The 20,428-nt window shown below is 71.5% G+C and carries 23 protein-coding genes; 3 read left to right on the top strand and 20 right to left on the bottom strand.

The annotated features are described in order from the left end of the window. Positions 1 to 40 precede the first annotated feature (40 nt). The 10 genes from pheT to infC form a co-directional block, all read right to left on the bottom strand. The gene (gene pheT, locus EDF20_RS11350; protein ID WP_133738689.1) at positions 41 to 2,545 is read right to left on the bottom strand and encodes a phenylalanine--tRNA ligase subunit beta; all 2,505 of its coding nucleotides are present in this window, start codon (positions 2,543 to 2,545) and stop codon (positions 41 to 43) included. After that, positions 2,545 to 3,585 (bottom strand): phenylalanine--tRNA ligase subunit alpha, encoded by a 1,041-nt coding sequence (gene pheS, locus EDF20_RS11345; RefSeq protein WP_123548720.1) that lies wholly within the window; start codon positions 3,583 to 3,585, stop codon positions 2,545 to 2,547. Before pheS ends, pheT begins: the two co-directional genes overlap by 1 nt. Before the next feature lie 115 nt (positions 3,586 to 3,700). Then, positions 3,701 to 4,645 carry an amino acid ABC transporter permease gene (locus EDF20_RS11340; RefSeq protein WP_123548719.1) on the bottom strand — a complete coding sequence of 315 codons (945 nt, stop codon included), beginning with the start codon at positions 4,643 to 4,645 and terminating at the stop codon, positions 3,701 to 3,703. Beyond that, positions 4,642 to 5,307 (bottom strand): amino acid ABC transporter permease, encoded by a 666-nt coding sequence (locus EDF20_RS11335; RefSeq protein ID WP_123548746.1) that lies wholly within the window; start codon positions 5,305 to 5,307, stop codon positions 4,642 to 4,644. The genes EDF20_RS11340 and EDF20_RS11335 overlap by 4 nt, the downstream gene beginning before the upstream one ends. 102 nt (positions 5,308 to 5,409) lie before the next feature. Further along, positions 5,410 to 6,288 (bottom strand): glutamate ABC transporter substrate-binding protein, encoded by an 879-nt coding sequence (locus EDF20_RS11330; protein ID WP_123548718.1) that lies wholly within the window; start codon positions 6,286 to 6,288, stop codon positions 5,410 to 5,412. A 125-nt stretch (positions 6,289 to 6,413) separates the two neighbouring features. After that, the gene (locus tag EDF20_RS11325) at positions 6,414 to 7,151 is read right to left on the bottom strand and encodes an amino acid ABC transporter ATP-binding protein (protein WP_123548717.1); all 738 of its coding nucleotides are present in this window, start codon (positions 7,149 to 7,151) and stop codon (positions 6,414 to 6,416) included. An 82-nt stretch (positions 7,152 to 7,233) separates the two neighbouring features. Next, the gene (locus tag EDF20_RS11320) at positions 7,234 to 8,046 is read right to left on the bottom strand and encodes an RNA methyltransferase (RefSeq protein ID WP_123548745.1); all 813 of its coding nucleotides are present in this window, start codon (positions 8,044 to 8,046) and stop codon (positions 7,234 to 7,236) included. Between the two features lie 108 nt (positions 8,047 to 8,154). Continuing rightward, positions 8,155 to 8,547 (bottom strand): 50S ribosomal protein L20, encoded by a 393-nt coding sequence (gene rplT, locus EDF20_RS11315; protein WP_123548716.1) that lies wholly within the window; start codon positions 8,545 to 8,547, stop codon positions 8,155 to 8,157. A 30-nt stretch (positions 8,548 to 8,577) separates the two neighbouring features. Continuing rightward, positions 8,578 to 8,772 (bottom strand): 50S ribosomal protein L35, encoded by a 195-nt coding sequence (gene rpmI, locus EDF20_RS11310; protein ID WP_123548715.1) that lies wholly within the window; start codon positions 8,770 to 8,772, stop codon positions 8,578 to 8,580. Between the two features lie 3 nt (positions 8,773 to 8,775). After that, positions 8,776 to 9,402 (bottom strand): translation initiation factor IF-3, encoded by a 627-nt coding sequence (gene infC, locus EDF20_RS11305; RefSeq protein WP_123548744.1) that lies wholly within the window; start codon positions 9,400 to 9,402, stop codon positions 8,776 to 8,778. A 351-nt stretch (positions 9,403 to 9,753) separates the two neighbouring features. On the opposite strand from infC, the gene EDF20_RS11300 reads away from it, so the two are divergent. Next, positions 9,754 to 10,092: a DUF1844 domain-containing protein gene (locus EDF20_RS11300; RefSeq protein ID WP_123548743.1), complete on the top strand. Its 339-nt coding sequence runs from the start codon at positions 9,754 to 9,756 to the stop codon at positions 10,090 to 10,092. 51 nt (positions 10,093 to 10,143) lie between these two features. Here the strand turns inward: EDF20_RS11300 and EDF20_RS11295 are convergent, their stop codons facing one another. The 6 genes from EDF20_RS11295 to EDF20_RS11270 form a co-directional block, all read right to left on the bottom strand. Beyond that, on the bottom strand, positions 10,144 to 10,923 hold the full coding sequence (locus EDF20_RS11295) for an SseB family protein (RefSeq protein ID WP_133738688.1): 780 nt from the start codon (positions 10,921 to 10,923) through the stop codon (positions 10,144 to 10,146). Beyond that, complete coding sequence (priA, locus tag EDF20_RS11290) at positions 10,920 to 11,669, bottom strand: bifunctional 1-(5-phosphoribosyl)-5-((5-phosphoribosylamino)methylideneamino)imidazole-4-carboxamide isomerase/phosphoribosylanthranilate isomerase PriA (protein ID WP_123548713.1); 750 nt, start codon at positions 11,667 to 11,669, stop codon at positions 10,920 to 10,922. Before priA ends, EDF20_RS11295 begins: the two co-directional genes overlap by 4 nt. Positions 11,670 to 11,741: 72 nt before the next feature. After that, the gene (hisH, locus tag EDF20_RS11285) at positions 11,742 to 12,377 is read right to left on the bottom strand and encodes an imidazole glycerol phosphate synthase subunit HisH (protein WP_133738687.1); all 636 of its coding nucleotides are present in this window, start codon (positions 12,375 to 12,377) and stop codon (positions 11,742 to 11,744) included. Next, positions 12,374 to 12,988, bottom strand: coding sequence for an imidazoleglycerol-phosphate dehydratase HisB (gene hisB / locus EDF20_RS11280; protein ID WP_123548711.1), 615 nt, complete (start codon positions 12,986 to 12,988; stop codon positions 12,374 to 12,376). Before hisB ends, hisH begins: the two co-directional genes overlap by 4 nt. Then, positions 12,985 to 14,070 (bottom strand): histidinol-phosphate transaminase, encoded by a 1,086-nt coding sequence (locus EDF20_RS11275; RefSeq protein WP_123548710.1) that lies wholly within the window; start codon positions 14,068 to 14,070, stop codon positions 12,985 to 12,987. The genes hisB and EDF20_RS11275 overlap by 4 nt, the downstream gene beginning before the upstream one ends. Before the next feature lie 93 nt (positions 14,071 to 14,163). Beyond that, on the bottom strand, positions 14,164 to 14,535 hold the full coding sequence (locus EDF20_RS11270; protein WP_123548709.1) for a LysM peptidoglycan-binding domain-containing protein: 372 nt from the start codon (positions 14,533 to 14,535) through the stop codon (positions 14,164 to 14,166). Positions 14,536 to 14,786: 251 nt separating this feature from the next. On the opposite strand from EDF20_RS11270, the gene lexA reads away from it, so the two are divergent. Then, on the top strand, positions 14,787 to 15,476 hold the full coding sequence (lexA, locus tag EDF20_RS11265; RefSeq protein ID WP_123548708.1) for a transcriptional repressor LexA: 690 nt from the start codon (positions 14,787 to 14,789) through the stop codon (positions 15,474 to 15,476). Between the two features lie 75 nt (positions 15,477 to 15,551). On the opposite strand, the gene hflX is transcribed toward lexA, so the two are convergent. After that, positions 15,552 to 17,123, bottom strand: coding sequence for a GTPase HflX (hflX, locus tag EDF20_RS11260; RefSeq protein ID WP_133738686.1), 1,572 nt, complete (start codon positions 17,121 to 17,123; stop codon positions 15,552 to 15,554). An 81-nt stretch (positions 17,124 to 17,204) separates the two neighbouring features. On the opposite strand from hflX, the gene EDF20_RS11255 reads away from it, so the two are divergent. Continuing rightward, positions 17,205 to 17,828: a methyltransferase gene (locus tag EDF20_RS11255; RefSeq protein WP_123548706.1), complete on the top strand. Its 624-nt coding sequence runs from the start codon at positions 17,205 to 17,207 to the stop codon at positions 17,826 to 17,828. A 124-nt stretch (positions 17,829 to 17,952) separates the two neighbouring features. Here EDF20_RS11255 and dapF read toward each other — a convergent pair whose 3' ends face one another. The 3 genes from dapF to EDF20_RS11240 are packed head-to-tail and all read right to left on the bottom strand — an operon-like array spanning position 17,953 to position 20,402. Next, complete coding sequence (gene dapF, locus EDF20_RS11250; RefSeq protein WP_133738685.1) at positions 17,953 to 18,831, bottom strand: diaminopimelate epimerase; 879 nt, start codon at positions 18,829 to 18,831, stop codon at positions 17,953 to 17,955. Then, positions 18,828 to 19,769, bottom strand: a complete 942-nt coding sequence (miaA, locus tag EDF20_RS11245) for a tRNA (adenosine(37)-N6)-dimethylallyltransferase MiaA (protein WP_133738684.1) — start codon at positions 19,767 to 19,769, stop codon at positions 18,828 to 18,830. Before miaA ends, dapF begins: the two co-directional genes overlap by 4 nt. Before the next feature lie 24 nt (positions 19,770 to 19,793). Continuing rightward, positions 19,794 to 20,402 carry a regulatory protein RecX gene (locus EDF20_RS11240; protein WP_166644804.1) on the bottom strand — a complete coding sequence of 203 codons (609 nt, stop codon included), beginning with the start codon at positions 20,400 to 20,402 and terminating at the stop codon, positions 19,794 to 19,796. Positions 20,403 to 20,428 lie beyond the last annotated feature (26 nt).

Below are 20,428 nucleotides of genomic sequence, written 5' to 3'. Positions count from 1 at the left end.
CGAGTCGGTCGAGGATCGAGGGCGGCGGCGCCTCGCGAGGTCACTCGCGGAGCGTCGCCCCTGATCGCTCGCCGGCGAGGCGGACGGCCCCCTGCTTGGCCTCGGTCGCCTCGGCGGCCGTCAGCGTGCGGTCGTCGGCGCGGAACCGCAGCGCGAACGTCAACGACTTGGTCGCCTCCGGCAGGCCGGTGCCCCGGTAGTCGTCGACGAGCCGCACGGACTCGAGCAGCTCGCCGGCGCCCTCGCGGACGGTCTCGAGCAGGTCTCCCGCAGCGACGTCGACGCCCACGACGAGCGAGAGGTCCTGCGTCGCGGCCGGGTAGGACGAGATCGCCGTCGGCTGGACGGGGACGTCGGACAGCGCGAGGACACGGTCGAGGTCGATCTCTGCGACCGCGACGACGCGCGGCAGGTCGAGCTCGGCCGACACCGCGGGCAGCAGCTCGCCGGCCACGCCGACGACCTCGCCTGCGACGAGGACCTCGGCCGTGCGCCCGGGGTGCAGCGACGGGTGCCGGCCCGTGCGGAACACGGCCTCGGCCCCGGCGGCGCGGACGGCGACCCGGAGGTCGTCGAGCACGTCGGCCAGGCCGGCGGCGACGGCCGGCTGGCCCGGCTGGCGGTCGACCGCGTCGCCGACGACGGCCACGGCCAGGTGCCGCGGCTGGGCGGGAAGACTGGCGGCCAGCTGGTCGAGGAGCTCGTCACCGGGGCGCTGGGCACCGGCGGGCACCTCGGCGGTGCCGTAGGTCGTGCCCTCGACCGGCAGGAAGACCGTGCCGCTCTCGAAGACCGAGACGTCGACCAGCCCACGGGAGGTGTTCCGGCGGACGACGTCGAGCAGGCCGGGGAGCAGGGAGCGACGCAGCTGGGGTGCTGCGGAGTCGAGCGGGTTCGCGAGCGTGACGGCAGGGACCGTCGAGCCGGTGTCCGAACCGTCGATCGAGCCGAAGGCGGCGTTCTGGTCGGGACGGACGAAGGGGTAGGCCTGGACCTCGACCGATCCCGCGGCGGCCAGCGACGCCGCGACCCGGCGGCGGAGCTTCTGCTCGCGGGACAGGCCACGCCCGGGAGGCGCCACGGGCAGCACGGACGGGATGCGGTCGTACCCGGTGATCCGGGCGACTTCTTCGACGAGGTCGGCCGACGTGCGGAGATCGCTCCGCCACGTCGGCGGGGTCACCTGCCAGCCGTCGCCCGACTCGACGACGACGGAACCGACGGCGCGCAGGGCGCCCACGACCTCGTCGGTCGTGTAGTCGACGCCCATGAGGCGGGCGGCGCGCTCGCGCGACAGCTCGATCGCCCCGGGCGCGAGGGACTCGTCGAGGGAGGAGCCGAGCGGGTCGGCCGTGCCGCCCGCCAGCTCGACGAGCAGGTCGACGACCCGCTGTGCCGCGGGGGCGGACACGGCAGGGTCGACGCCGCGCTCGAAGCGACGGGACGCCTCGCTCGGCAGCTTGTGCCGGCGAGCGGTCCGTGCGATCGAGACCGGGTCGAACGTGGCGGCCTCGACGAGCACGTCGGTGGTGGCCGCGCCCATCTCGGTGCGCGAACCGCCCATGACGCCGGCCAGGCCCACGGCACCCTGCTCGTCCGCAATGACCAGGTCCTCCATGTGGAGGGCACGCACGGTGCCGTCGAGGGTCTCGAGCTCCTCGCCCGCCGCGGCACGGCGGACCGTCAGCCCGCCCTGGACCGCGGCGAGGTCGTAGCCGTGGATCGGCTGGCCGAGCTCGAGCATCACGTAGTTCGTGACGTCGACCGGCAGCGAGATCGAGCGGACGCCTGCGAGGCGCAGGCGGGACGACATCCAGGTCGGCGTGGGCCGCGAGGCGTCGATGCCGCGGACCACACGGGTGACGAAGGTGGCCACGGCCTGGCGGCCGCGCACGGGGGCGTCGTCGACGACGCTCACGGCGAAGCCGTCCGCCGCCGCAGGCTCGACCGTGCCGGCCGGGTCGGTGAAGGAGGCGCCCGTCGCGTGGGAGTACTCGCGAGCCACGCCGCGCATGCTGAGCGCGTAGCCGCGGTCGGGCGTGACGTTGATCTCGACGGCGGCCTCGTCGAGCCCGAGGAGCGCGATCGCGTCCGTGCCGACCTCGGGGTCGAGACCGAGCGAGCTGAGCAGGAGGATGCCGTCGTGCTCGTCGCCGAGGCCGAGCTCACGGGTCGACGCGATCATGCCGTCGGACACGTGGCCGTAGGTCTTGCGCGCGGCGATCGGGAACGGCCCGGGCAGCACGGCGCCCGGCAGGGACACGACGACCTTGTCGCCCACGACGAAGTTGTGGGCGCCGCAGACGATGCCTCGGACGTCGTCGGGGCCGACGGCGACCTGGCACCAGTTGATGGTCTTGCCGTTCTTCTGCGGCTCGGGCTGCAGCTCGAGCACCTGGCCCACGACGAGGGGGCCCGTCACGTCGCCGACGTGGACGTCTTCTTCTTCGAAGCCGACCGACACCAGCGCGGCGTGCACGTGCTCGAGCGACACGTCGACGGGGAGGTCGACGTGCTCGCCGAGCCAACTCAGCGGAACCCGCATCAGACCACCATCCCGAACTGCTCGCTGAACCTGACGTCGCCCTCGACCATGTCGCGCATGTCGTTGAGGTCGTTGCGGAACTGGAGGGTCCGCTCGATGCCCATGCCGAAGGCGAAGCCCTGGTGCACCTCGGGGTCGATGCCCGCGGCCCGGAGGACGTTCGGGTTGACCATGCCGCAGCCGCCCCACTCGACCCAGCGCGCGCCGCCCTTGGCGTTCGGCTGCCAGACGTCCATCTCGGCACTCGGCTCGGTGAAGGGGAAGTAGTTGGGCCGGAGCCGGATCTGCGCGCCCGGCCCGAACATCGAGCGCGCCAGGTGCTCGAGCGTGCCGCGCAGGTGCGCCATCGTGAGGCCGCGGTCGATCGCGATGCCCTCGATCTGCGTGAAGACGGGTGTGTGCGTCGCGTCGAGCTCGTCGGTCCTGAAGACGCGACCGGTGGCGACGTTGTAGACGGGCAGCTCCTTCGCGAGGAGCGTGCGGATCTGCACCGGGGACGTGTGCGTGCGCAGCACGAGGTGCGCGTCGACCGGGTCGACGAAGAACGTATCTTGCATGGCGCGCGCCGGGTGGTCGGCGTCGAAGTTCAGCGCGTCGAAGTTGAACCACTCGTGCTCGAGCTCGGGCCCTTCGCTGACCTCCCAGCCCATGCCGACGAACAGGTCGAGCATCTCTTCCTGCAGGAGGGCGAGCGGGTGCCGCGCGCCGGCCCGGCGCCGCGTGGGCAGCGCCGTGACGTCGACGGCCTCGTCGACGAGGCGCTGGGATTCTTCGAGCTCGGCGAGCTGGGCCTCACGAGCGGCCACCGCCTGGCCGACACGGCCGCGGGCGCCACCGACGAGCTTGCCAGCCGCGGCCTTCTGGTCGTTCGGCAGGTCGCGGAGACCGGCGTTCATGCGGGCCAGGACCGACGCCTCGCCGGCGTGCTGGGCACGGGCCGCCTTGAGCTCGGCGACGGAGGCGGCGGTCGCGACGGCGGCGAGGGCCGCGTCGACCGCGGCCGAGACGGCCTCTTCGGAGATGGGGACGGAGTCTGACACGAGAACCAAGCTTAGCGATCGTTGGGGTGACGACCCGCGCCTCCTCGTGCCCTGGGGACGAGGAGGCGCGGATCGCGGATCCGGGGAGGAGCGGTCGGTGCGGTGGTGCGGCAGGTCAGCGACCGCCGCCGCCGCCTCCGCCGGCCGCGCCGGTCGTCGCGGGGATGTTCGGGCGGCCGGCGCGGGCGAGCAGACCGGGGCCGCCGAGACCGCCTCCCCCGCCCTTCGTCCGGACGACGCCGCGGCGGCCGGTGCGCCGGTCGACGACGCGCACCACGTACGAGAAAACGAGGTTCGTGATCAGGTAGACCACGAGGACCACGGCGAACAGGGTGAACGTGTAGGTGCTGCCGTAGGACGTGCCGAGCCGGTTCAGCCCCTGCCGGGTGAGCTCGACGTAGCCGACGATGTAGCCGAGCGAGGTGTCCTTCAGGAGGACGACCAGCTGCGCCAGGATGATCGGCAGCATCTGGCGGAACGCCTGCGGGAACTCGATCGCGAAGCGCGTCTGCACCGGCGACAGGCCGATGGCGAGCCCCGCCTCGCGCTGGCCCCGCGGCAGAGCGGCGATGCCCGAGCGCAGGGCCTCGCCGATGAGGGCGCCGTTGTAGACCGCGAGAGCTGCCACCACGGCCCAGAAGGCGCCCGTCGAGAAGACCAGCAGGATGAAGAGCATCATCAGCAGCACGGGCATGCCGCGGAAGAACTCGAGGACGACCGTGGTCGGCACCCGGACCCAGGCGGTCCGTGCGGTGCGGAGGAACGAGAACAGCACTCCGATGGCGACCGCGAGCACGGACGCGACGGCGGCTGCCTGGACCGTCGCCAGCCAGCCGCGGCCGATGTTCCGCCAGAGGTTGCGGTCGAGCAGGATGTCCCAGCGCGAGGGGTCGAGCACGCTGGCGGTGACGGCGCCGTTGGCGCTGACACGCGGGCGGCCCAGCAGGTACGCGACGTAGGCGACGAGCGCGAGCACCAGGACCACGCCCACCACCGAGATGATGCGCGAGGTGCGGCGGGACTTCGGGCCCGGGGCGTCGTAGAGGACGTTCGTGCTCATCGCAGGACCGCGACCTTCTTCTCGACGAGGGCCGCGACGCGACCCAGGGTGATGGTGACGACCAGGTAGAACACGGCCACCGACAGCAGCGTCGTGATGACCGCGTCGCCGCGGGAGTTCGCGATGAAGCGCCCCGCGGCGAACAGCTCGGCGACGAAGAACCCGCCCGCGACCGAGGTGTTCTTCGTCAGGGCGATGATCACGTTGATCAGGGGCGGGATGACCATGCGGATGGCCTGCGGCATGATCACGAGCGTCAGGGTCTGGCCGAAGCCGAGGCCGATGCTGCGGGCGGCCTCGGCCTGCCCCACCGGGACGCCGTTCACGCCGGAGCGGACGGCCTCGGCCACGAAGGGCGAGGTGTACAGCGTCAGGCCGATCACCGCGAGCGGGAAGTAGCCGATCCCGACGCCGAGGTACGGGAGCACGAAGGCGCAGAAGAAGAGGACGAGCGTCAGCGGGACGTTGCGGATCGCCTCGGTGTAGACCGTCGCGAAGACCCGGAACGAGCCCACGGGCGAGATCCGCATGGCGGCCACGACGAAGCCGATGACGATCGCGCCGACGCCCGACAAGACGAGGAGCTGCAGCGTCGTGACGAAGCCGCCCCAGAATCGGGGCCAGTTGTCGATCACGGCGTCGAAGCCGGGGATGACGTCCAGGGGGTTCACAAGGGTGTCCTCAGGTCAGGGCGGCTGCCCACACGGGCAGGAGGCGGTGGCGGGCACCGTGCGCAGGTCGCGACACGGTGCCCGCCGGTGTCGCTAGTAGCGGTCGATCGCCGGGGGCTCGGGGGTCTCGAGCACTTTGCCGGCCGTCGCCTCCCACAGCTCGTCCCAGGTGCCGTCGTCCTCGGCGTCCTGCAGCGTGTCGTTGACGAACATGCGGAAGTCGGTGTCGTCCAGCGCGAGGCCGATGCCGTAGGGCTCCTCGGTGAACGGCGCTCCGACGACCTCGAACTCGCCCTCGTTCTGGTCGGCGAGGCCGGCCAGGATGACGTTGTCGGTCGTCACGGCCTGGACCGCGCCCGTGCGGAGCGGCTCAAGGCAGTTCGAGTAGGTGTCGGTCGCGATGATGTCGGTCGGCGCGCTGACGTACTCGGCGATGTTCGCCTCGCTGGTCGAGCCGCTGACGGTGCAGACCTTCTTGCCCGCGAGGTCGTCGACGCTCTCGATGCCGTCGGGGTTGCCCTCGAGCACCAGCAGGTCCTGGCCGGCCTGGTAGTACGGCCCGGCGAACGAGACGACCTCTTTACGGGCGTCGTTGATCGTGTAGGTGGCGATGACGAGGTCGACGTCGCCGTTCTGGATGAACGGCTCGCGGTTGGCGGAGACCGTCTCGACCCACGTGATGCCGCTGGCGGGGATGCCCAGCTTGGCGGCGACGAGCTTGCCGATCTCGGCGTCGAAGCCCTGGGGCGTGCCCGAGCCGTCGTCCAGGCCGAAGAGCGGCTGGTCGAACTTGGTGCCGATGGTGATCTCGCCGGCCTCGGCCAGACGAGCCATCGTGGTGCCGTCCTGGAAGTCCGCGACCTCCTCGACGTCGACCGAGCTCTCGGGGGCGGCCGAGTCCGTGCAGGCCGAGAGGCCGAGCACCGTCACGGCCGCTGCGGCTACGGCGACGAATCCCTTGCTGAGTCGCATGTCGTTCTCCTTGCTGGGTGACCCGGCCGACGGTCGACGTCCGGGAGTCTGGGGGCGCCTCCTCGTCCGGGCGGGCAGCCGGGACGGGGGCACGAGGAGGAGCGTCGCGAGCGAGGCGCCCGGGCTCAGTGCGTGAGGATCTTCGACAGGAAGTCGCGCGCGCGGTCGGACTTCGGCGCCGTGAAGAACTCCTCGGGCGTCGACTCCTCGACGATCTGGCCCTCGGCCATGAACACGACGCGGTCGGCGGCCTTGCGGGCGAAGCCCATCTCGTGGGTGACGACGACCATGGTCATGCCGTCCTTCGCGAGCTGCACCATGACGTCGAGCACCTCGGTGATCATCTCGGGGTCGAGCGCGCTCGTGGGCTCGTCGAGGAGCATCACCTTCGGGTCCATCGCGAGGGCACGGGCGATGGCGACGCGCTGCTGCTGGCCGCCCGAGAGCTGCGAGGGCATCTTCGACGCCTGGTCGCCGACGCCGACGCGGTCGAGGAGCTCCATGGCGCGCTTCTCGGCCTCGGCCTTGGAGCGGCCTCGCACCTTGATCTGGCCGAGGGTGACGTTCTCGAGCACCGTCTTGTGGGCGAAGAGGTTGAAGCTCTGGAACACCATGCCGACGTCGGCACGCAGCTTCGCCAGCGCGGCGCCCTCGTCGGGCAGCTGAGTGCCGTCGATCGAGATGACGCCGTCGTCGATCGTCTCGAGGCGGTTGATCGCCCGACAGAGAGTCGACTTGCCCGAGCCGCTCGGGCCGATCACCACGACGACCTCGCCACGCCCGACCGTGGTCGTGACGTCCTTGAGGACGTGCAGCTGACCGAAGTGCTTGTTGACGTGGTCGACCACGACGAGGGGTTCCATGGGTCCACACAAACAGACGCCCGGAAGGGGGTCAAACTCACAGCTGATTCGTAACGCAACCGAAACGAGCCGTCCGGTCGACCTACGAGCGGTGGGCGAAGGCGCTCTCGTAGAGGCAGACGGAGGCGGCGGTCGCCAGGTTCATCGACTCGGCGTGCCCGTAGATGGGCACCACGACGGCGCGGTCGGCCCGCGCGAGGTCGTCGTCGGTGAGCCCGCGCGCCTCGTTCCCGAAGAGCCAGGCCGTCGGCGCGTCGAGGACGCCGTCGCGCCGCGCCTGCAGCAGGTCGTCGCCCTTGACGTCGGCGGCGATCACCTGGATGCCGGCCTCGGCGCAGCGCGCCACGACGCTCGCGAGGTCGATGCCGACGGCGACGGGCACGTGGAAGAGGGAGCCGGTCGTGGCCCGGACGACCTTCGGGTTGTAGAGGTCGACGCTGCGACCGGTCATCACGACGGCGTCGGCCCCGGCCGCGTCGGCGGCACGGATGATCGTGCCGGCGTTGCCCGGGTCGCGCACCTCCTCGAGGATGGCGATGAGCTTCGGCCCGCCGTCGTCGCCCTCGGCGAAGATGTCCTTGACCGACGTCGGGAACTGGCGGCAGACGGCCACGACGCCCTGCGGGGTCACGGTGTCGGCCATCGCGTCGAGCACGGCCTCCGTGACGAACTCGGCCTCGAGGCCCGCCTCGCCGGCCGCGTCGGCCAGCCCGGGGTGCCGCTCGAGCGCGGTCGGGGTGACGTAGAGCTCGAGGACCAGCTCGGGACGGAACGCGAGGGCCTCGGACACCGCCTGCGGCCCCTCCAGCAGGAACAGCCCCGTCTCGGTACGGGCGTCCCGCTTGGACAGCTTCGCCACCGCCCGGACTCGTGGCGAACGGGGGTTGTCGATCAGAGGGGTGCGCACGCGACAACTATGCCGCACCCGGCCCGGGGAACGACGGAGGGCCCGGACAGCTGGTGCTGTCCGGGCCCTCCGGAGGTGGTGCTGACGCCGTCGTGACTACGCGGCAGCCGTGACCTTGGGGGCCGAGGTGTCGGCAGGCAGCGCGGCCTTCGCCGTCGCGACGATCGACGCGAAGGTGGCGGGCTCGTGCACGGCCAGCTCGGCGAGGATGCGACGGTCGACCTCGATGCCGGCCAGGGACAGGCCCTGGATGAGGCGGTTGTAGGTCAGGCCGTTCTGACGCGACGCAGCGTTGATGCGCTGGATCCACAGGCGGCGGAACTCGCCCTTGCGCGCACGGCGGTCACGGTACGAGTAGACGAGGGAGTGGGTGACCTGCTCCTTGGCCTTGCGGTACAGGCGCGAACGCTGACCGCGGTAGCCCTCGGCGCGCTCGAGGATGACGCGACGCTTCTTGGCGGCGTTGACCGCTCTCTTGACTCTTGCCATTTTCTTGTTCCTCTACGTTCGTGTCAGCGGTCAGTGACCGAGAAGCTTCTTGGCGACCTTGGCGTCGGCCGGGGCCAACAGCTGGTCCTGGTTGAGGCGAGCCTTGCGGCTGGCGCTCTTCACCTCGAGGTTGTGGCGCATGCCGGCCTGCTGCTTCATGATCTTGCCGGAACCGGTGACCTTGAAACGCTTCTTGGCACCGGAGTGGGTCTTCTGCTTGGGCATGTGTTACTTGCTCTCTTCTGTCGGCTCGGCCGGTGCATCGGCCGCCGCCTTGTCGGACGTGGGGTGCTTCGGGGGCTTGTTCGCCGCCTTGCGAGCTTCGGCCTCGGCCTTCGCCTCGGACTTGTTCTTGTGGGGCCCGATCACCATGACCATGTTGCGGCCGTCGATGGTGGGGGTGGACTCGACACTGCCCAGCTCGGACACGTCCTCCGCGAAGCGCTGGAGCAGACGCACGCCCTGGTCGGGACGCGACTGCTCGCGACCGCGGAACAGGATCATGGCCTTGACCTTGTCGCCGCCCTCGAGGAAGCCCTCGGCGCGCTTGCGCTTGGTCTCGTAGTCGTGCTTGTCGATCTTCAGACGGAACCGGACCTCTTTGAGGATGGTGTTCGCCTGATTGCGCCGAGCCTCTTTCGCCTTCTGCGCAGCCTCGTACTTGAACTTTCCGTGATCCATGATCTTGGCCACGGGAGGCTTCGAGTTGGGGGCCACCTCGACCAGGTCGAGTTCGGCCTCTGCGGCGAGACGCAGCGCCATGGCGATGGGAACGACGCCGATCTGCTCACCTGCAGGCCCCACGAGGCGGACCTCGGGGACGCGGATACGGTCGTTCGTACGGGGATCGCTGATGCGGAACTCCTCTGTCGTCGCTTCGTCACCTGCCGACCCGGAGGGCCTGCAGGGAAAGAGGAGGTTCGCACACCGGTCGCTCTCGCGACGCGCACCGTCTGTCGACGGCGGTGCACTGCACCCTGGCTGTTCGGCCTGCTCTGCCCCGAGGATCGCTCTTCGGGGTGGTGCAGATCGAACGGGGTGCCAACAACCCGGTAACCTCGTGTGACGGTCAAGCGCGGGTGGGAGAATCTCCACTTTCGCACGCAGCAGACGCTGCGAGCCTGGAGAAGCCTAGCAGAGGATCAGCACGTGAGCCACACCCCGCACACCCACCCCGCCGACCGCCCCGACGACGCCCCCGTCGGCATCCCGGTGGAGCACCCGTCCGACGCCGTCCGCGACATCGCCGACGTCAACGCGGTCGAGGTCATCAACACCGTCGCCGTGCACCTGATGAGCGCGGCGGCCGTGAAGGTCGGCCTCGCCGACGACCCCGCGGCGCAGACCGACCTCGACGAGGCGCGCAAGCTCATCTCGTCGCTCGCCGGCCTCGTCGTGGCCAGCGCGCCGGAGATCGGCGACCAGCACGCCCGCGCGCTGCGCGACGGCCTCCGCTCACTGCAGCTCGCCTTCCGCGAGGCCAGTTCCATCCCCGACGCCGTCGGCAAGGGCCCCGGCGAGAAGCTCACCGGCCCGGTCACCTGAACCGTGGCCAGCTGAGCTGACCCGATCATCCGACCGTCGATCTGACCTGCCTCAGGCGGGGACGACGCTGACGGACATGCTGTCGACGCGGTCCAGGATGAGCGAATCGGCCTGCCACGACGCCTGGAGGCGCTGCAGCAGCTCCCCCAGCTGCCCCTGGTCGAGGCCGGCACGCACGGCGAGCCGGACCACGATCTCGGGAGTGCCCAGCCGGGCGCCCCGGTAGCCGGGCGAGATCGCCAGCCCGACCAGCGCCTCCTCGTCGGTCGACGCGGCGAGGAACGCCTGCAGGACCGCCTCGTCCGCGTGGGCGGGCACCCAGGGAAGGTCCTGGGCGACGGCCCAGAGCGCAGGTCGCCGGACGCCGAACTCGGTGGGCGAGCCCGGGTCGAGCACGAGGTGCTCGGTCGACTCGGCGACGGCCGCCAGCGCGACCCGCCGCGCGTCGACGGGGACCGGACGCGCCGCGGCGTCCCACCGACTGAGGGCCTCGACGCTCGTGAACGCCGGCAGCACCGCGCGTCCGTCAGGGCCGGCCACCGTGACGATGGACAGCTCCTGCGTCTTGTCGACGCGGCGACCGAGGTCGTCGAGCCCTTCCTCCCCCGCGACCGCGACGAGCGGGATCAGCAGACGCGCGGGGCGCAGGGCGTCGACGACCTCGTGCTCGGGCAGCCCGCCCGCGCCGAAGCGGACCAGGGCCTCGAGGAGGCGAGGGTCGGCCGAGCCGTCGTCGCCCGCGTGGGCCGTGTCGTGGTGCTCGAAGGTACGACCGGCGAAGGGCCGCCCGGCGCTGTCTGCCGCGTGCGTGGGTCCGCGGTCCGCAGTCACGACACCGACGCGACGTCGAGCGCGGCGGCGAGGGTGAAGGCGCCCGAGTAGAGCGCCTTGCCGACGATGGCCCCCTCGAGGCCGAGGGGGACGAGCTCGCGGAGGGCCGCGATGTCGTCGAGGCTCGAGATGCCGCCCGAGGCGATGACCGGACGGTCGGTGCGCTCCATGACCTGCCGGAGGAGATCCGTGTTCGGGCCGGTCAGGGTGCCGTCCTTCGTCACGTCGGTGACGACGTAGCGGGCGCACCCTGCGTCCTCGAGGCGAGCGAGCACCGTCCAGAGGTCGCCGCCGTCCTCCGTCCAGCCGCGCGCGGCCAGGGTCGTGCCGCGCACGTCGAGGCCCACCGCCACGGCCTCGCCGTACTCGGCGATGACGTGGGCGGCCCACTCGGGGTTCTCGAGCGCGGCGGTGCCCAGGTTGATGCGCTTGACGCCGGTGCTCAGCGCGTCGTCGAGCGAGCGGTCGTCGCGGATGCCGCCGCTGAGCTCGACGTCGATGCCCTTGACCTGCTTGATGACCTTCTTGATGATCGACCGGTTGTCGCCCCGACCGAACGCCGCGTCGAGGTCGACGAGGTGCAGCCACTCGGCCCCCTGCGACTTCCAGTCGTCGGCCGCCGCCACGGGGTCGCCGTAGCCCGTCTCGGTGCCGGCCTCGCCCTGCGTCAGGCGGACGGCCTGCCCGCCCGCGACGTCGACGGCGGGGAACAGGGTGAGGCCAGGGGTCGTGCAGAAGTCGCTCATGGTGTCTCTCTCGCGGGCGTGCCGCGTGCTGTCGCCGACGGGGCCGGGGATCGCGGTCGGATCAGAGGGGGTTCAGAGTGTCCCGAGCCAGTTCGAGAGCAGCCTGATGCCCGGCTGCCCCGACTTCTCGGGGTGGAACTGCGTGGCCCAGAGCGGACCGTTCTCGACGGCCGCGACGAAGCGCCCGCCGTGGTCGGCCCACGTGACGTGGGGCTCGGGGAACGGGCGGATCACGTCGAGGGTCCAGGCCTGAGCCGCGAACGAGTGCACGAAGTAGAAGCGCTCGTCGCGCACCCCCTCGAAGAGGACGCTGCCCTCGGGGGCGTCGACCAGGTTCCAGCCCATGTGCGGCAGCACGTCCGCCTTCAGCTCGTCGACGACGCCGGGCCACTCGCCCAGGCCGCCGGTCGTCGCACCGCGCTCGACCCCACCCTCGAAGAAGACCTGCATGCCGACGCAGATGCCCATCACAGGGCGACCACCAGCGAGTCGACGGTCGATCATCTCGCCCCCGCGGACCGACTGCAGCTGGCTCATCACGGCGCCGAACGCACCGACGCCGGGGACGAAGAGCCCGTCGGCCGCCTGCACCCTGGCGCGGTCGCGCGTGAGCTCGACGTCGGCCCCCGCGAGCTCGAGGGCCTTGACCGCCGAGTGCACGTTGCCGCTGCCGTAGTCGAGGACGGCCACCGTGGGACGGACCGTCACAGGGCGCCCTTCGTGGACGGCACCCCGGTCACCCGGGCGTCGGGCTGGACGGCCTGGCGCAGGGCCCGGGCGAAGGCCTTGAACTCCGCCTCGGCGATGTGGTGCGGGTCGCGGCCGCCGAGCACGCGCACGTGGACGGTGATGCCGGCGTGGAACGTGATCGCCTCGAAGACGTGGCGCACCATCGAGCCGGTGAAGTGGCCGCCGATGAGGTGGTACTCGAAGCCCTCGGGCTCGCCGGTGTGGACGAGGTACGGGCGGCCCGAGACGTCGACGACGGCCTGGACGAGCGCCTCGTCGAGGGGCACGAGCGCGTCTCCGTAGCGGGAGATGCCGGCCTTGTCGCCCAGCGCCTCCTTGATCGCGCCGCCGAGCACGATGCCGACGTCTTCTACCGTGTGGTGGACGTCGATGTGCGTGTCACCCGCCGCCGACACGTCGAGGTCGATGAGCGAGTGCTTCGAGAGGGCCGTCAGGAGGTGGTCGAAGAACGGCACGGACGTGTCGACCGACGAGCGACCGGTCCCGTCGAGGTCGAGGGACAGCTGGATGCGCGACTCGCTCGTCTCGCGGGACGAGGAGGCGGTGCGGGCGCGAGGCTGATCGGTCACGAGGAGAGCCTAATGTCGCGCAGCGCGTCGAGGAACGCGGTCGTCTCGGCCTCGGTGCCGGCACTCACCCGGAGGTGCCCCTCGATGCCGAGGTCGCGGACGATGACACCGCGGGCGAGGAGGCGACGGAAGACGTCGGCCGGGTCGTCGACGCCGCCGAACAGGACGAAGTTCGACCAGGTCGGCCACGGGCTGTAGCCGAGCTCGGTCAGCACGCGGACGATGCGGTCGCGCTGCGCCTTGATGTCGTCGACCATCGCGAGCATCTCGTCGGCGTGCGCGAGGGCTGCCACGGCCGCCGCCTGCGTGAGGGACGAGAGGTGGTACGGCAGCCGGACCAGACGGAGGGCGTCGACGACGGCAGGGTGGGCCGCCATGTAGCCGACCCGGGCACCGGCGAAGGCGAAGGCCTTGCTCATGGTGCGCGAGACGACGAGGCGCTCCCGGCCCTCGAGCAGGGTGAGCGCCGTGGGCTGGCCGGTCGGCATGAACTCGGCGTAGGCCTCGTCGACGAAGACCATGCCGTCGGTCGCGTCGTAGGCGGCCCGGACCGTGTCGAGGTCGAGCGGTGTGCCCGTGGGGTTGTTCGGGCCGCAGAAGAAGACGACGTCGGGCCGGAGACGCTCGATCTCGGCGACCGCCGTCTCAGGCGTGATCGTGAAGCCCTCGTCGCGGGCGCCCTCGAGCCAGGTGCTGCCGGTGCCCGCCGCGATGATCGAGTGCATCGAGTAGGTGGGCGAGAACCCCAGCACGGACCGGCCCGGGCCGCCGAAGGCCTGCAGGATCTGCTGGATGACTTCGTTCGAACCGTTCGCCGCCCAGATGTGATCGCGACTGAGGCCGTGTCCGAGGTAGCCCGCCAACGAGTCACGGAGGGTCGAGAACTCTCGATCGGGGTAACGGTTCACGTCGACGAGGGCTGCACCGACTGCCTCGAGGATGTCGGCGGCGACGTCGGCGGGAACGGGGTGGGTGTTCTCGTTGACGTTGAGGGCGACGGGAACCCGCTCTTGGGGAGCGCCGTAGGGCGTCAGCCCCTTGAGGTCGTCGCGGATGGGCAGGTCGGCGAGGCTGAAGGACACGAGTCCATGGTAGGCGGCGGGCGGAGTGCCGACCTCACCGTGACCCGGACCGGACCGGACCGCAACGGACAGGTCGGGCCCAGCCACACCAGATCAGCGGCTGTACTTCTCGGGGATCGCGAGCGTCTGGCCCGCGGCCACCTCGGCGCTCGGCAGGTTGTTCAGGCGGACGAGGTCGCTGACGACGTCGCGCGGGTCTTTGGTGGGGGCGATCTCGCTCGCGACCTGCCAGAGCGACTCGCCGCCCTCGACCGTGACCTGGGCGAAGGACACGTCTGCGGCGTGGTCGGAGGCGACGGCGCCGGGGCCGAGCAGCAAGCCCGCGGCCACGATGCCCGCGGCGCCGAGCGCGACAGCGGCGCCGACGACTCGCCGGCCTCGACGCGTGATGCGGAGGCGGGTGCGAGGGGCGACCGAGCCGGTGGTGATGCCGACGATGTCGTTGCTGATGCTGGTGGCGCTCATGAGGTGGTTCCTTTCACCGCGAGAGTTGTCGTACGAGTTCGTGCCCGGCACTCGGCCGGGAATGCCGGACACGAAGACGTGTACCGAACATATCTTCGACTGAGCCCGACCGCAACCATTTCTCTCGAACATCTCCCGGAGACAAGCGCGACACACTCGAACATGTGTTTCGCCAAGTGGCCGTGATCCGATAGGTTCCAGTCGGTGGGACGAGTACACCAGCGACCACCGACATCGACGGCAGGAGAGACATGACCGACCGGCACAGCGCGACGGCGACCGCCCCGGCGACGCCCCCGCGCAAGGCGCTCACCGCCAAGCAGGAGTCGATCCTGGCCGCTATCCAGGCGAGCATCGCCCAGAGCGGCTACCCGCCGAGCATGCGCGAGATCGGCGACGCCGTCGGCCTCAAGTCGCTGTCGAGCGTGACCCACCAGCTCAACCAGCTCGAGCTCGCCGGCCGGATCCGCCGCGACCCCAACCGCCCCCGCGCCCTCGAGGTGCTGGGCGACGCGACGACTGCCGCTGCTCCCGTGACGAGCATCCTCTCGACGAGCGACGACGGCGACACCGCCCACGTGCCGATGGTCGGCCGGATCGCGGCCGGCATCCCCATCACCGCCGAGCAGCAGGTCGAGGACGTCATGCCGCTCCCCCGCCAGCTCGTGGGGAAGGGCGAGCTGTTCATGCTCCGCGTCGTCGGCGAGTCCATGATCGACGCCGCGATCTGCGACGGCGACTGGGTGGTCGTCCGGCAGCAGCAGGACGCCGAGAACGGCGACATCGTCGCGGCCATGCTCGACGACGAGGCCACGGTCAAGGTCTTCCGGCAGCGCGACGGCCACACCTGGCTGCTGCCCCGCAACAGCGCGTTCGAGCCGATCGTGGGCGACCACGCGCAGATCCTCGGCAAGGTCGTGGCGGTGCTCCGCTCGGTCTGACGCGTCCCGAGGACGACGAAGCGCCTCCTACCCTGACCGGACCGGAGGCGCTTCGTCGTGCGGGGAGCGAACCGCTCAGGAGGCGGCGGGCTCCGCGGTCTCGACGGCGTCGGCAGTCTCCGTGCGCACGAACGGCGAGAGCGCCGCGACATCGCTCGGGTAGACGCGGGCGTGCACCCGGGTTCCCTGCTCGTCGTAGTCGGTCGTCAGGACCCGACCGGAGTCGTGCAGGTGCGACACCACGTCGCCGCGATCGTAGGGCACGAGGAGGTCGAGCTCGACCTCGGGCTCGGGCAGCAGCCCGGCGAGCTTCGCCAGCAGCACGTCGATGCCCTCGCCCGTGCGCGCCGAGACGAAGACGGCCGTCGGCTCGAGCCCCTGCAGCACCAGCCGCTGGTCGTCGTCGACGAGGTCGCTCTTGTTGAAGACCACGACCTCGGGGATGTCCCGTCCGTCGACCTCGCCGATGACCTCGCGCACCGTCGCCAACTGCGCGGCCGGGTCGGGGTGCGACCCGTCGACGACGTGCACGATGACGTCGGAGCCCGCGACCTCTTCGAGCGTCGAGCGGAAGGCCTCGACGAGCTGGTGCGGCAGGTTGCGGACGAAGCCCACCGTGTCGGCGTAGGTGAAGGGGCGGCCGTCGGTGGTGGCGCTCTTGCGCACCGTCGCGTCGAGGGTCGCGAACAAGGCGTTCTCGACCAGGACGCCGGCGCTCGTGAGCCGGTTCAGCAGGCTCGACTTGCCCGCGTTCGTGTAGCCGGCGATGGCCACGGAGGGCACCTCGTTGCGGTCGCGGTTGGCCCGCTTCGCGTCGCGTGCCGGCTTCATCTCCTTGATCTGACGCCGGAGGCGGGCCATGCGCGTGTGGATCCGGCGACGGTCGAGCTCGATCTTCGTCTCGCCGGGGCCCCTGCTGCCCATTCCGGCACCGGCACCGCCGACCTGGCCACCGGCCTGGCGGGACATCGAGTCCCCCCAGCCACGGAGGCGCGGCAGCAGGTACTCGAGCTGGGCGAGCTCGACCTGGGCCTTGCCCTCGCGGCTCTTCGCGTGCTGGCTGAAGATGTCGAGGATGACGGCCGTGCGGTCGATCACCTTGACCTTCACCACGTCCTCCAGCGCACGCCGCTGGCTCGGTGCGAGCTCGGTGTCGGCGATGACCGTGTCGGCGCCGAGGGCAGCCACGGTCTGCCGCAGTTCTTCCGCCTTGCCCTTGCCGAGGTAGGTGCTCGGGTCGGGGTTCGGCCGACGCTGCAGGAGGCCGTCGAGCACCGAGGCGCCCGCGGTCTCGGCCAGTGCGGCGAGCTCACGGAGCGAGTTCTCAGCGTCCGAGAGCGAGCCCTGCGACCAGACGCCGATCAGGACGACGTTCTCGAGGCGGAGCTGGCGGTACTCGACCTCGGTGACGTCCTCCAGCTCGGTCGAGAGGCCGGCCACGCGGCGGAGCGCGGCCCGGTCTTCGCGGTCGTACTGGTCGCCGTCGCCCGAGCCGTCGAGGGAGCGGGTCTGGATCGCCTGGGCAGGCGAGAAGATCGTGTAGGCGGACGCCCGCGACGCCGCACGCTCGAGGACCCGCGCCACGACGTCGTCGCCGGGCTGTCCGTCGCGCTCGTCGTCGAGCGGGGTCGTGGGGGTGTCTGTCATCGAAGTGATACTAGCCCTCCGGAGGGGGTCGAGCCTGGGCCGTCACGGGCCAGGCAGCTGATGTTCGGTAGGTTGTCGTGCGTGACCAACGACCACTACTTCTCCCCGAACCCGGAGAGCGAGCTGCGTCGGCGGACGATCACGGCGACCCTCGCAGGGCGAGAGCTGACGCTCACGACGGCGTCGGGCGTCTTCAGCCCCGAGCGGGTCGACCCGGGCACGGCCGTCCTGCTGGCCGGTGCACCGCAGCCGCCCGCGACGGGCGACCTGTTGGACGTCGGGTGCGGATGGGGCCCCATCACACTGAGCCTCGCGTTGTCGTCACCCGACGCGACGGTGTGGGCCGTCGACGTGAACGAGAGGGTCCTCGACCTCGTCCGTGAGAACGCACGGGCCGCGGGCCTCCAGAACGTCAACGCCGTGACCCCCGACGGTGTTCCCGACGGCGTCGTGTTCGCGTCGATCTGGTCGAATCCGCCCATCCGGGTCGGCAAGGAGGTGCTGCACGGCCTCCTGGAGACCTGGCTGCCACGCCTGGAGCCCGGCTCGGACGCCTGGCTCGTCGTGCAGAAGAACCTCGGCGCCGACTCGCTCCAGGCGTGGATGAACGCGACCATGGCGGACGTGGTCCAGGTGGAGCGGGCCTCGACGAGCAAGGGGTACCGCGTGCTGCGGGCCCGTCGCGCCTCCTCGTCCCTCGCATAGACGAGCGACGACGACGACGACGATAGGGTGTGCGCCCCCGCGCGCCCGCGCCCCAGCGGCCCGGGGGCCATGGGCCCACGCGCGAGGGACCGACGGACGCTCACGCGCGAGGGACCGACGGACGCTAGAGGGTCAGGGCCCCGCTGAAGACGAGCTCGGCCGGCCCGCTGAGCGAGACGTGCTCACCGTCGGCCCCGGGCGCGACGTGGACCCCGAGCACGCCGCCCGGCACCTCGACGGCCCAGTCGTCGGGCGCGCCCGTGCCGGCCCAGTGCCGCACGGCGAGTGCCGCAGCCGCGGCACCCGTGCCGCACGAGAGCGTCTCGCCGCTGCCGCGCTCGTGCACGCGCATGCGGATGCGACCGATGCCGTCGACCACGAGCGGATCGGACGGGACCACGAACTCGACGTTGGCGCCCTCGGCAGGCGCGGGATCGAGCACCGGCACCCAGGAGAGGTCGAGCCCGTCGAGCTCGTCGTCGGAGGCGAGGGCGACGACCACGTGCGGGTTGCCGACCGAGAGCGAGAGGCCCGGCCTCGCCGCGTGGAGTTCTCGGGCGCGGACCGTCGGCTCGTCGTCCCTGAGCGCCCAGGCGCCGAGGTCGACCCGGAAGCCCGAGCCGTCTCGCCGCACCGTGCGCACGCCGGCGCGCGTGCCGATCGTGAGGGCCCCGCCGACGGGCAGGTCGACCAGGCCGCGCTCGACGAGGTAGCGCGCGAAGACGCGGACGCCGTTCCCGCACATCTCGGCGAGGCTGCCGTCGGCGTTGTGGTAGTCCATGAACCACTCGGCTACGGGGTCGCTCGCCAGCGCCGCGGCGCCGGCCGGGAGCGCGGACGAGCGGACGGCGCGGATGACCCCGTCAGCCCCCACGCCGAAGCGGCGGTCGGTCAGGGCGCGGATGGCCACCCCGTCGAGTTCGGTATCGCCGTCGGGGTCGGTGAACAACACGAAGTCGTTCCCGGTGCCCTGTCCCTTGGTGAACTGAAGCGTCGTGGTCACCCGAGGAGTCTAGCGAGGGCCCGCTCGACGGCAGCCGGGTCGCCCGTGGTCGACCAGTCGACGTCCGGGTACCGCTTGAACCAGCTGACCTGGCGGCGGGCGTAGCGGCGCGTGAGCGCCTGCGTCTCGGCGATCGCCGCCTCCTCGTCGGTGTCGCCCCGCAGCTGCGCTGCTGCCTGGGCGTAGCCGATGGCCCGGGAGGCGGTGATCCCGTCGGCGAGGCCGAGCGGCAGCAGGCCACGCACCTCGTCGACCAGGCCGTCGGCCCACATGCGGCGGACGCGGGCATCGAGACGCTCGACGAGGACCGGCCTCTCCTCGGCGATGCCGACGATCGAGGAGGGGCGCCACCGCCGTGCCTCGTCGGGCAGCGCCGCCGAGAACGGCTCACCGGTGATCTCGCCGACCTCGAGTGCCCGCACGAGCCGCCGGGCGTTGTGCGGCCCGATCCGCTCGGCGGCGACCGGATCCGTCTGCGTGAGCAGCTCGTGCAGCGCGCCGGGGCCGCCGCTCTCGGCTACGCGTTCGAAGCGCTGTCGCACAGCGACGTCGGTGCCCGGGAACCGGAAGTCGAAGAGCACGCTCGAGACGTAGAGCCCGGATCCGCCCACCAGGAGGGGCACGGCACCGCGAGCGAGGACGTCGTCGATCACGGCACGAGCACGGGACTGGTACCACTCGACGCTGGCCTCGGCCGTCACCTCGAGCTCGTCGAGGAGGTGATGAGGCACTCCTCGCCGCTCGTCTCGGGGCAGCTTGGCCGTCCCGATGTCCATCCCCCGATAGAGCTGCATCGCGTCGGCGTTGACGATCTCGGCCTGGCGCCCCGCATCGCGGAGACGCTCGGCCAGGTCGAGCGAGAACGCCGACTTGCCGGTGCCGGTCGATCCCACGACGGCGATCACGCCGTCGCTGAGTGCTTCACCGACCGTCGACATGGTGCCCCAGTGTAGGACGGGGGGTCACTCGAAGCGGACGCCGCCCCGGCTGCTGCCGCCGCGCGGCAGGGCCTTCTCGACGGCACGACGTATGGTGTCGGAGCGATAGCCGCGACGCATGAGGTAGCCGTTGAGGCGCCGCTCGGCCGTCGCCCTGTCCAGCCCGCGCAGCGAGCTCGCGCGCTTCACGGCCCACTCGTCGGCCCTGGCCTGCTCGTCGGCATCGTCGGTCTCGGCGAGGACCTCCTCGATCACGGACGCGTCGATGCCCCGCGCGCGCAACTCGGACGTCACGGCGCCCCGACCGAGGCCCTTGCGGCCCTGTTTCGTCTCGAGGAGGTTCTCTGCGAGTTCCCTGTCGTTGAGGAGGCCCACCCCCTCGAGGCGCGACACCTCGTCGGCCACGACCTCGGGATCGAGGTCGCGCGCCTCGAGCAGGGACGCCATCTCCGCCGACGAGACTCCTCGTCGGCTGAGGGCATGCAGGCTGACGTTCTCGGCCCGGGTCCGCTGTGCGTTCAAGTCCTCGGGCGGCTCCTCGGCCTCTGCCTCGTCGGCGGACGCAGCGGCCGCAGCCGGGACGTCCGACCAGTGCTCGGTCACGGCGGCCAGCGCGGCTGCCGCGTCGCGCACCGGATCCCGCCTCGCGCCGTCGCCCG

It is taken from the genome of Frigoribacterium sp. PhB116 (assembly GCF_004364285.1).
Lineage (GTDB): Bacteria > Actinomycetota > Actinomycetes > Actinomycetales > Microbacteriaceae > Frigoribacterium.
Note: the sequence above shows the minus strand (reverse complement) of the source record. Positions and strands in the feature narration are given on the sequence as shown.

What these genes read in the sequence shown, in the direction of transcription:
- lexA (WP_123548708.1), top strand. Translation starts at nt 14,787, where the DNA reads ATGACCGACCGGCACAGCGCGACGGCGACCGCCCCGGCGACGCCCCCG.
- EDF20_RS11270 (WP_123548709.1), bottom strand. Translation starts at nt 14,535, where the DNA reads ATGAGCGCCACCAGCATCAGCAACGACATCGTCGGCATCACCACCGGC.
- EDF20_RS11325 (WP_123548717.1), bottom strand. Translation starts at nt 7,151, where the DNA reads ATGGAACCCCTCGTCGTGGTCGACCACGTCAACAAGCACTTCGGTCAG.
- rplT (WP_123548716.1), bottom strand. Translation starts at nt 8,547, where the DNA reads ATGGCAAGAGTCAAGAGAGCGGTCAACGCCGCCAAGAAGCGTCGCGTC.
- EDF20_RS11330 (WP_123548718.1), bottom strand. Translation starts at nt 6,288, where the DNA reads ATGCGACTCAGCAAGGGATTCGTCGCCGTAGCCGCAGCGGCCGTGACG.
- hflX (WP_133738686.1), bottom strand. Translation starts at nt 17,123, where the DNA reads ATGACAGACACCCCCACGACCCCGCTCGACGACGAGCGCGACGGACAG.
- priA (WP_123548713.1), bottom strand. Translation starts at nt 11,669, where the DNA reads ATGAGCGACTTCTGCACGACCCCTGGCCTCACCCTGTTCCCCGCCGTC.
- rpmI (WP_123548715.1), bottom strand. Translation starts at nt 8,772, where the DNA reads ATGCCCAAGCAGAAGACCCACTCCGGTGCCAAGAAGCGTTTCAAGGTC.
- miaA (WP_133738684.1), bottom strand. Translation starts at nt 19,769, where the DNA reads ATGTCGACGGTCGGTGAAGCACTCAGCGACGGCGTGATCGCCGTCGTG.
- EDF20_RS11340 (WP_123548719.1), bottom strand. Translation starts at nt 4,645, where the DNA reads ATGAGCACGAACGTCCTCTACGACGCCCCGGGCCCGAAGTCCCGCCGC.
- pheT (WP_133738689.1), bottom strand. Translation starts at nt 2,545, where the DNA reads ATGCGGGTTCCGCTGAGTTGGCTCGGCGAGCACGTCGACCTCCCCGTC.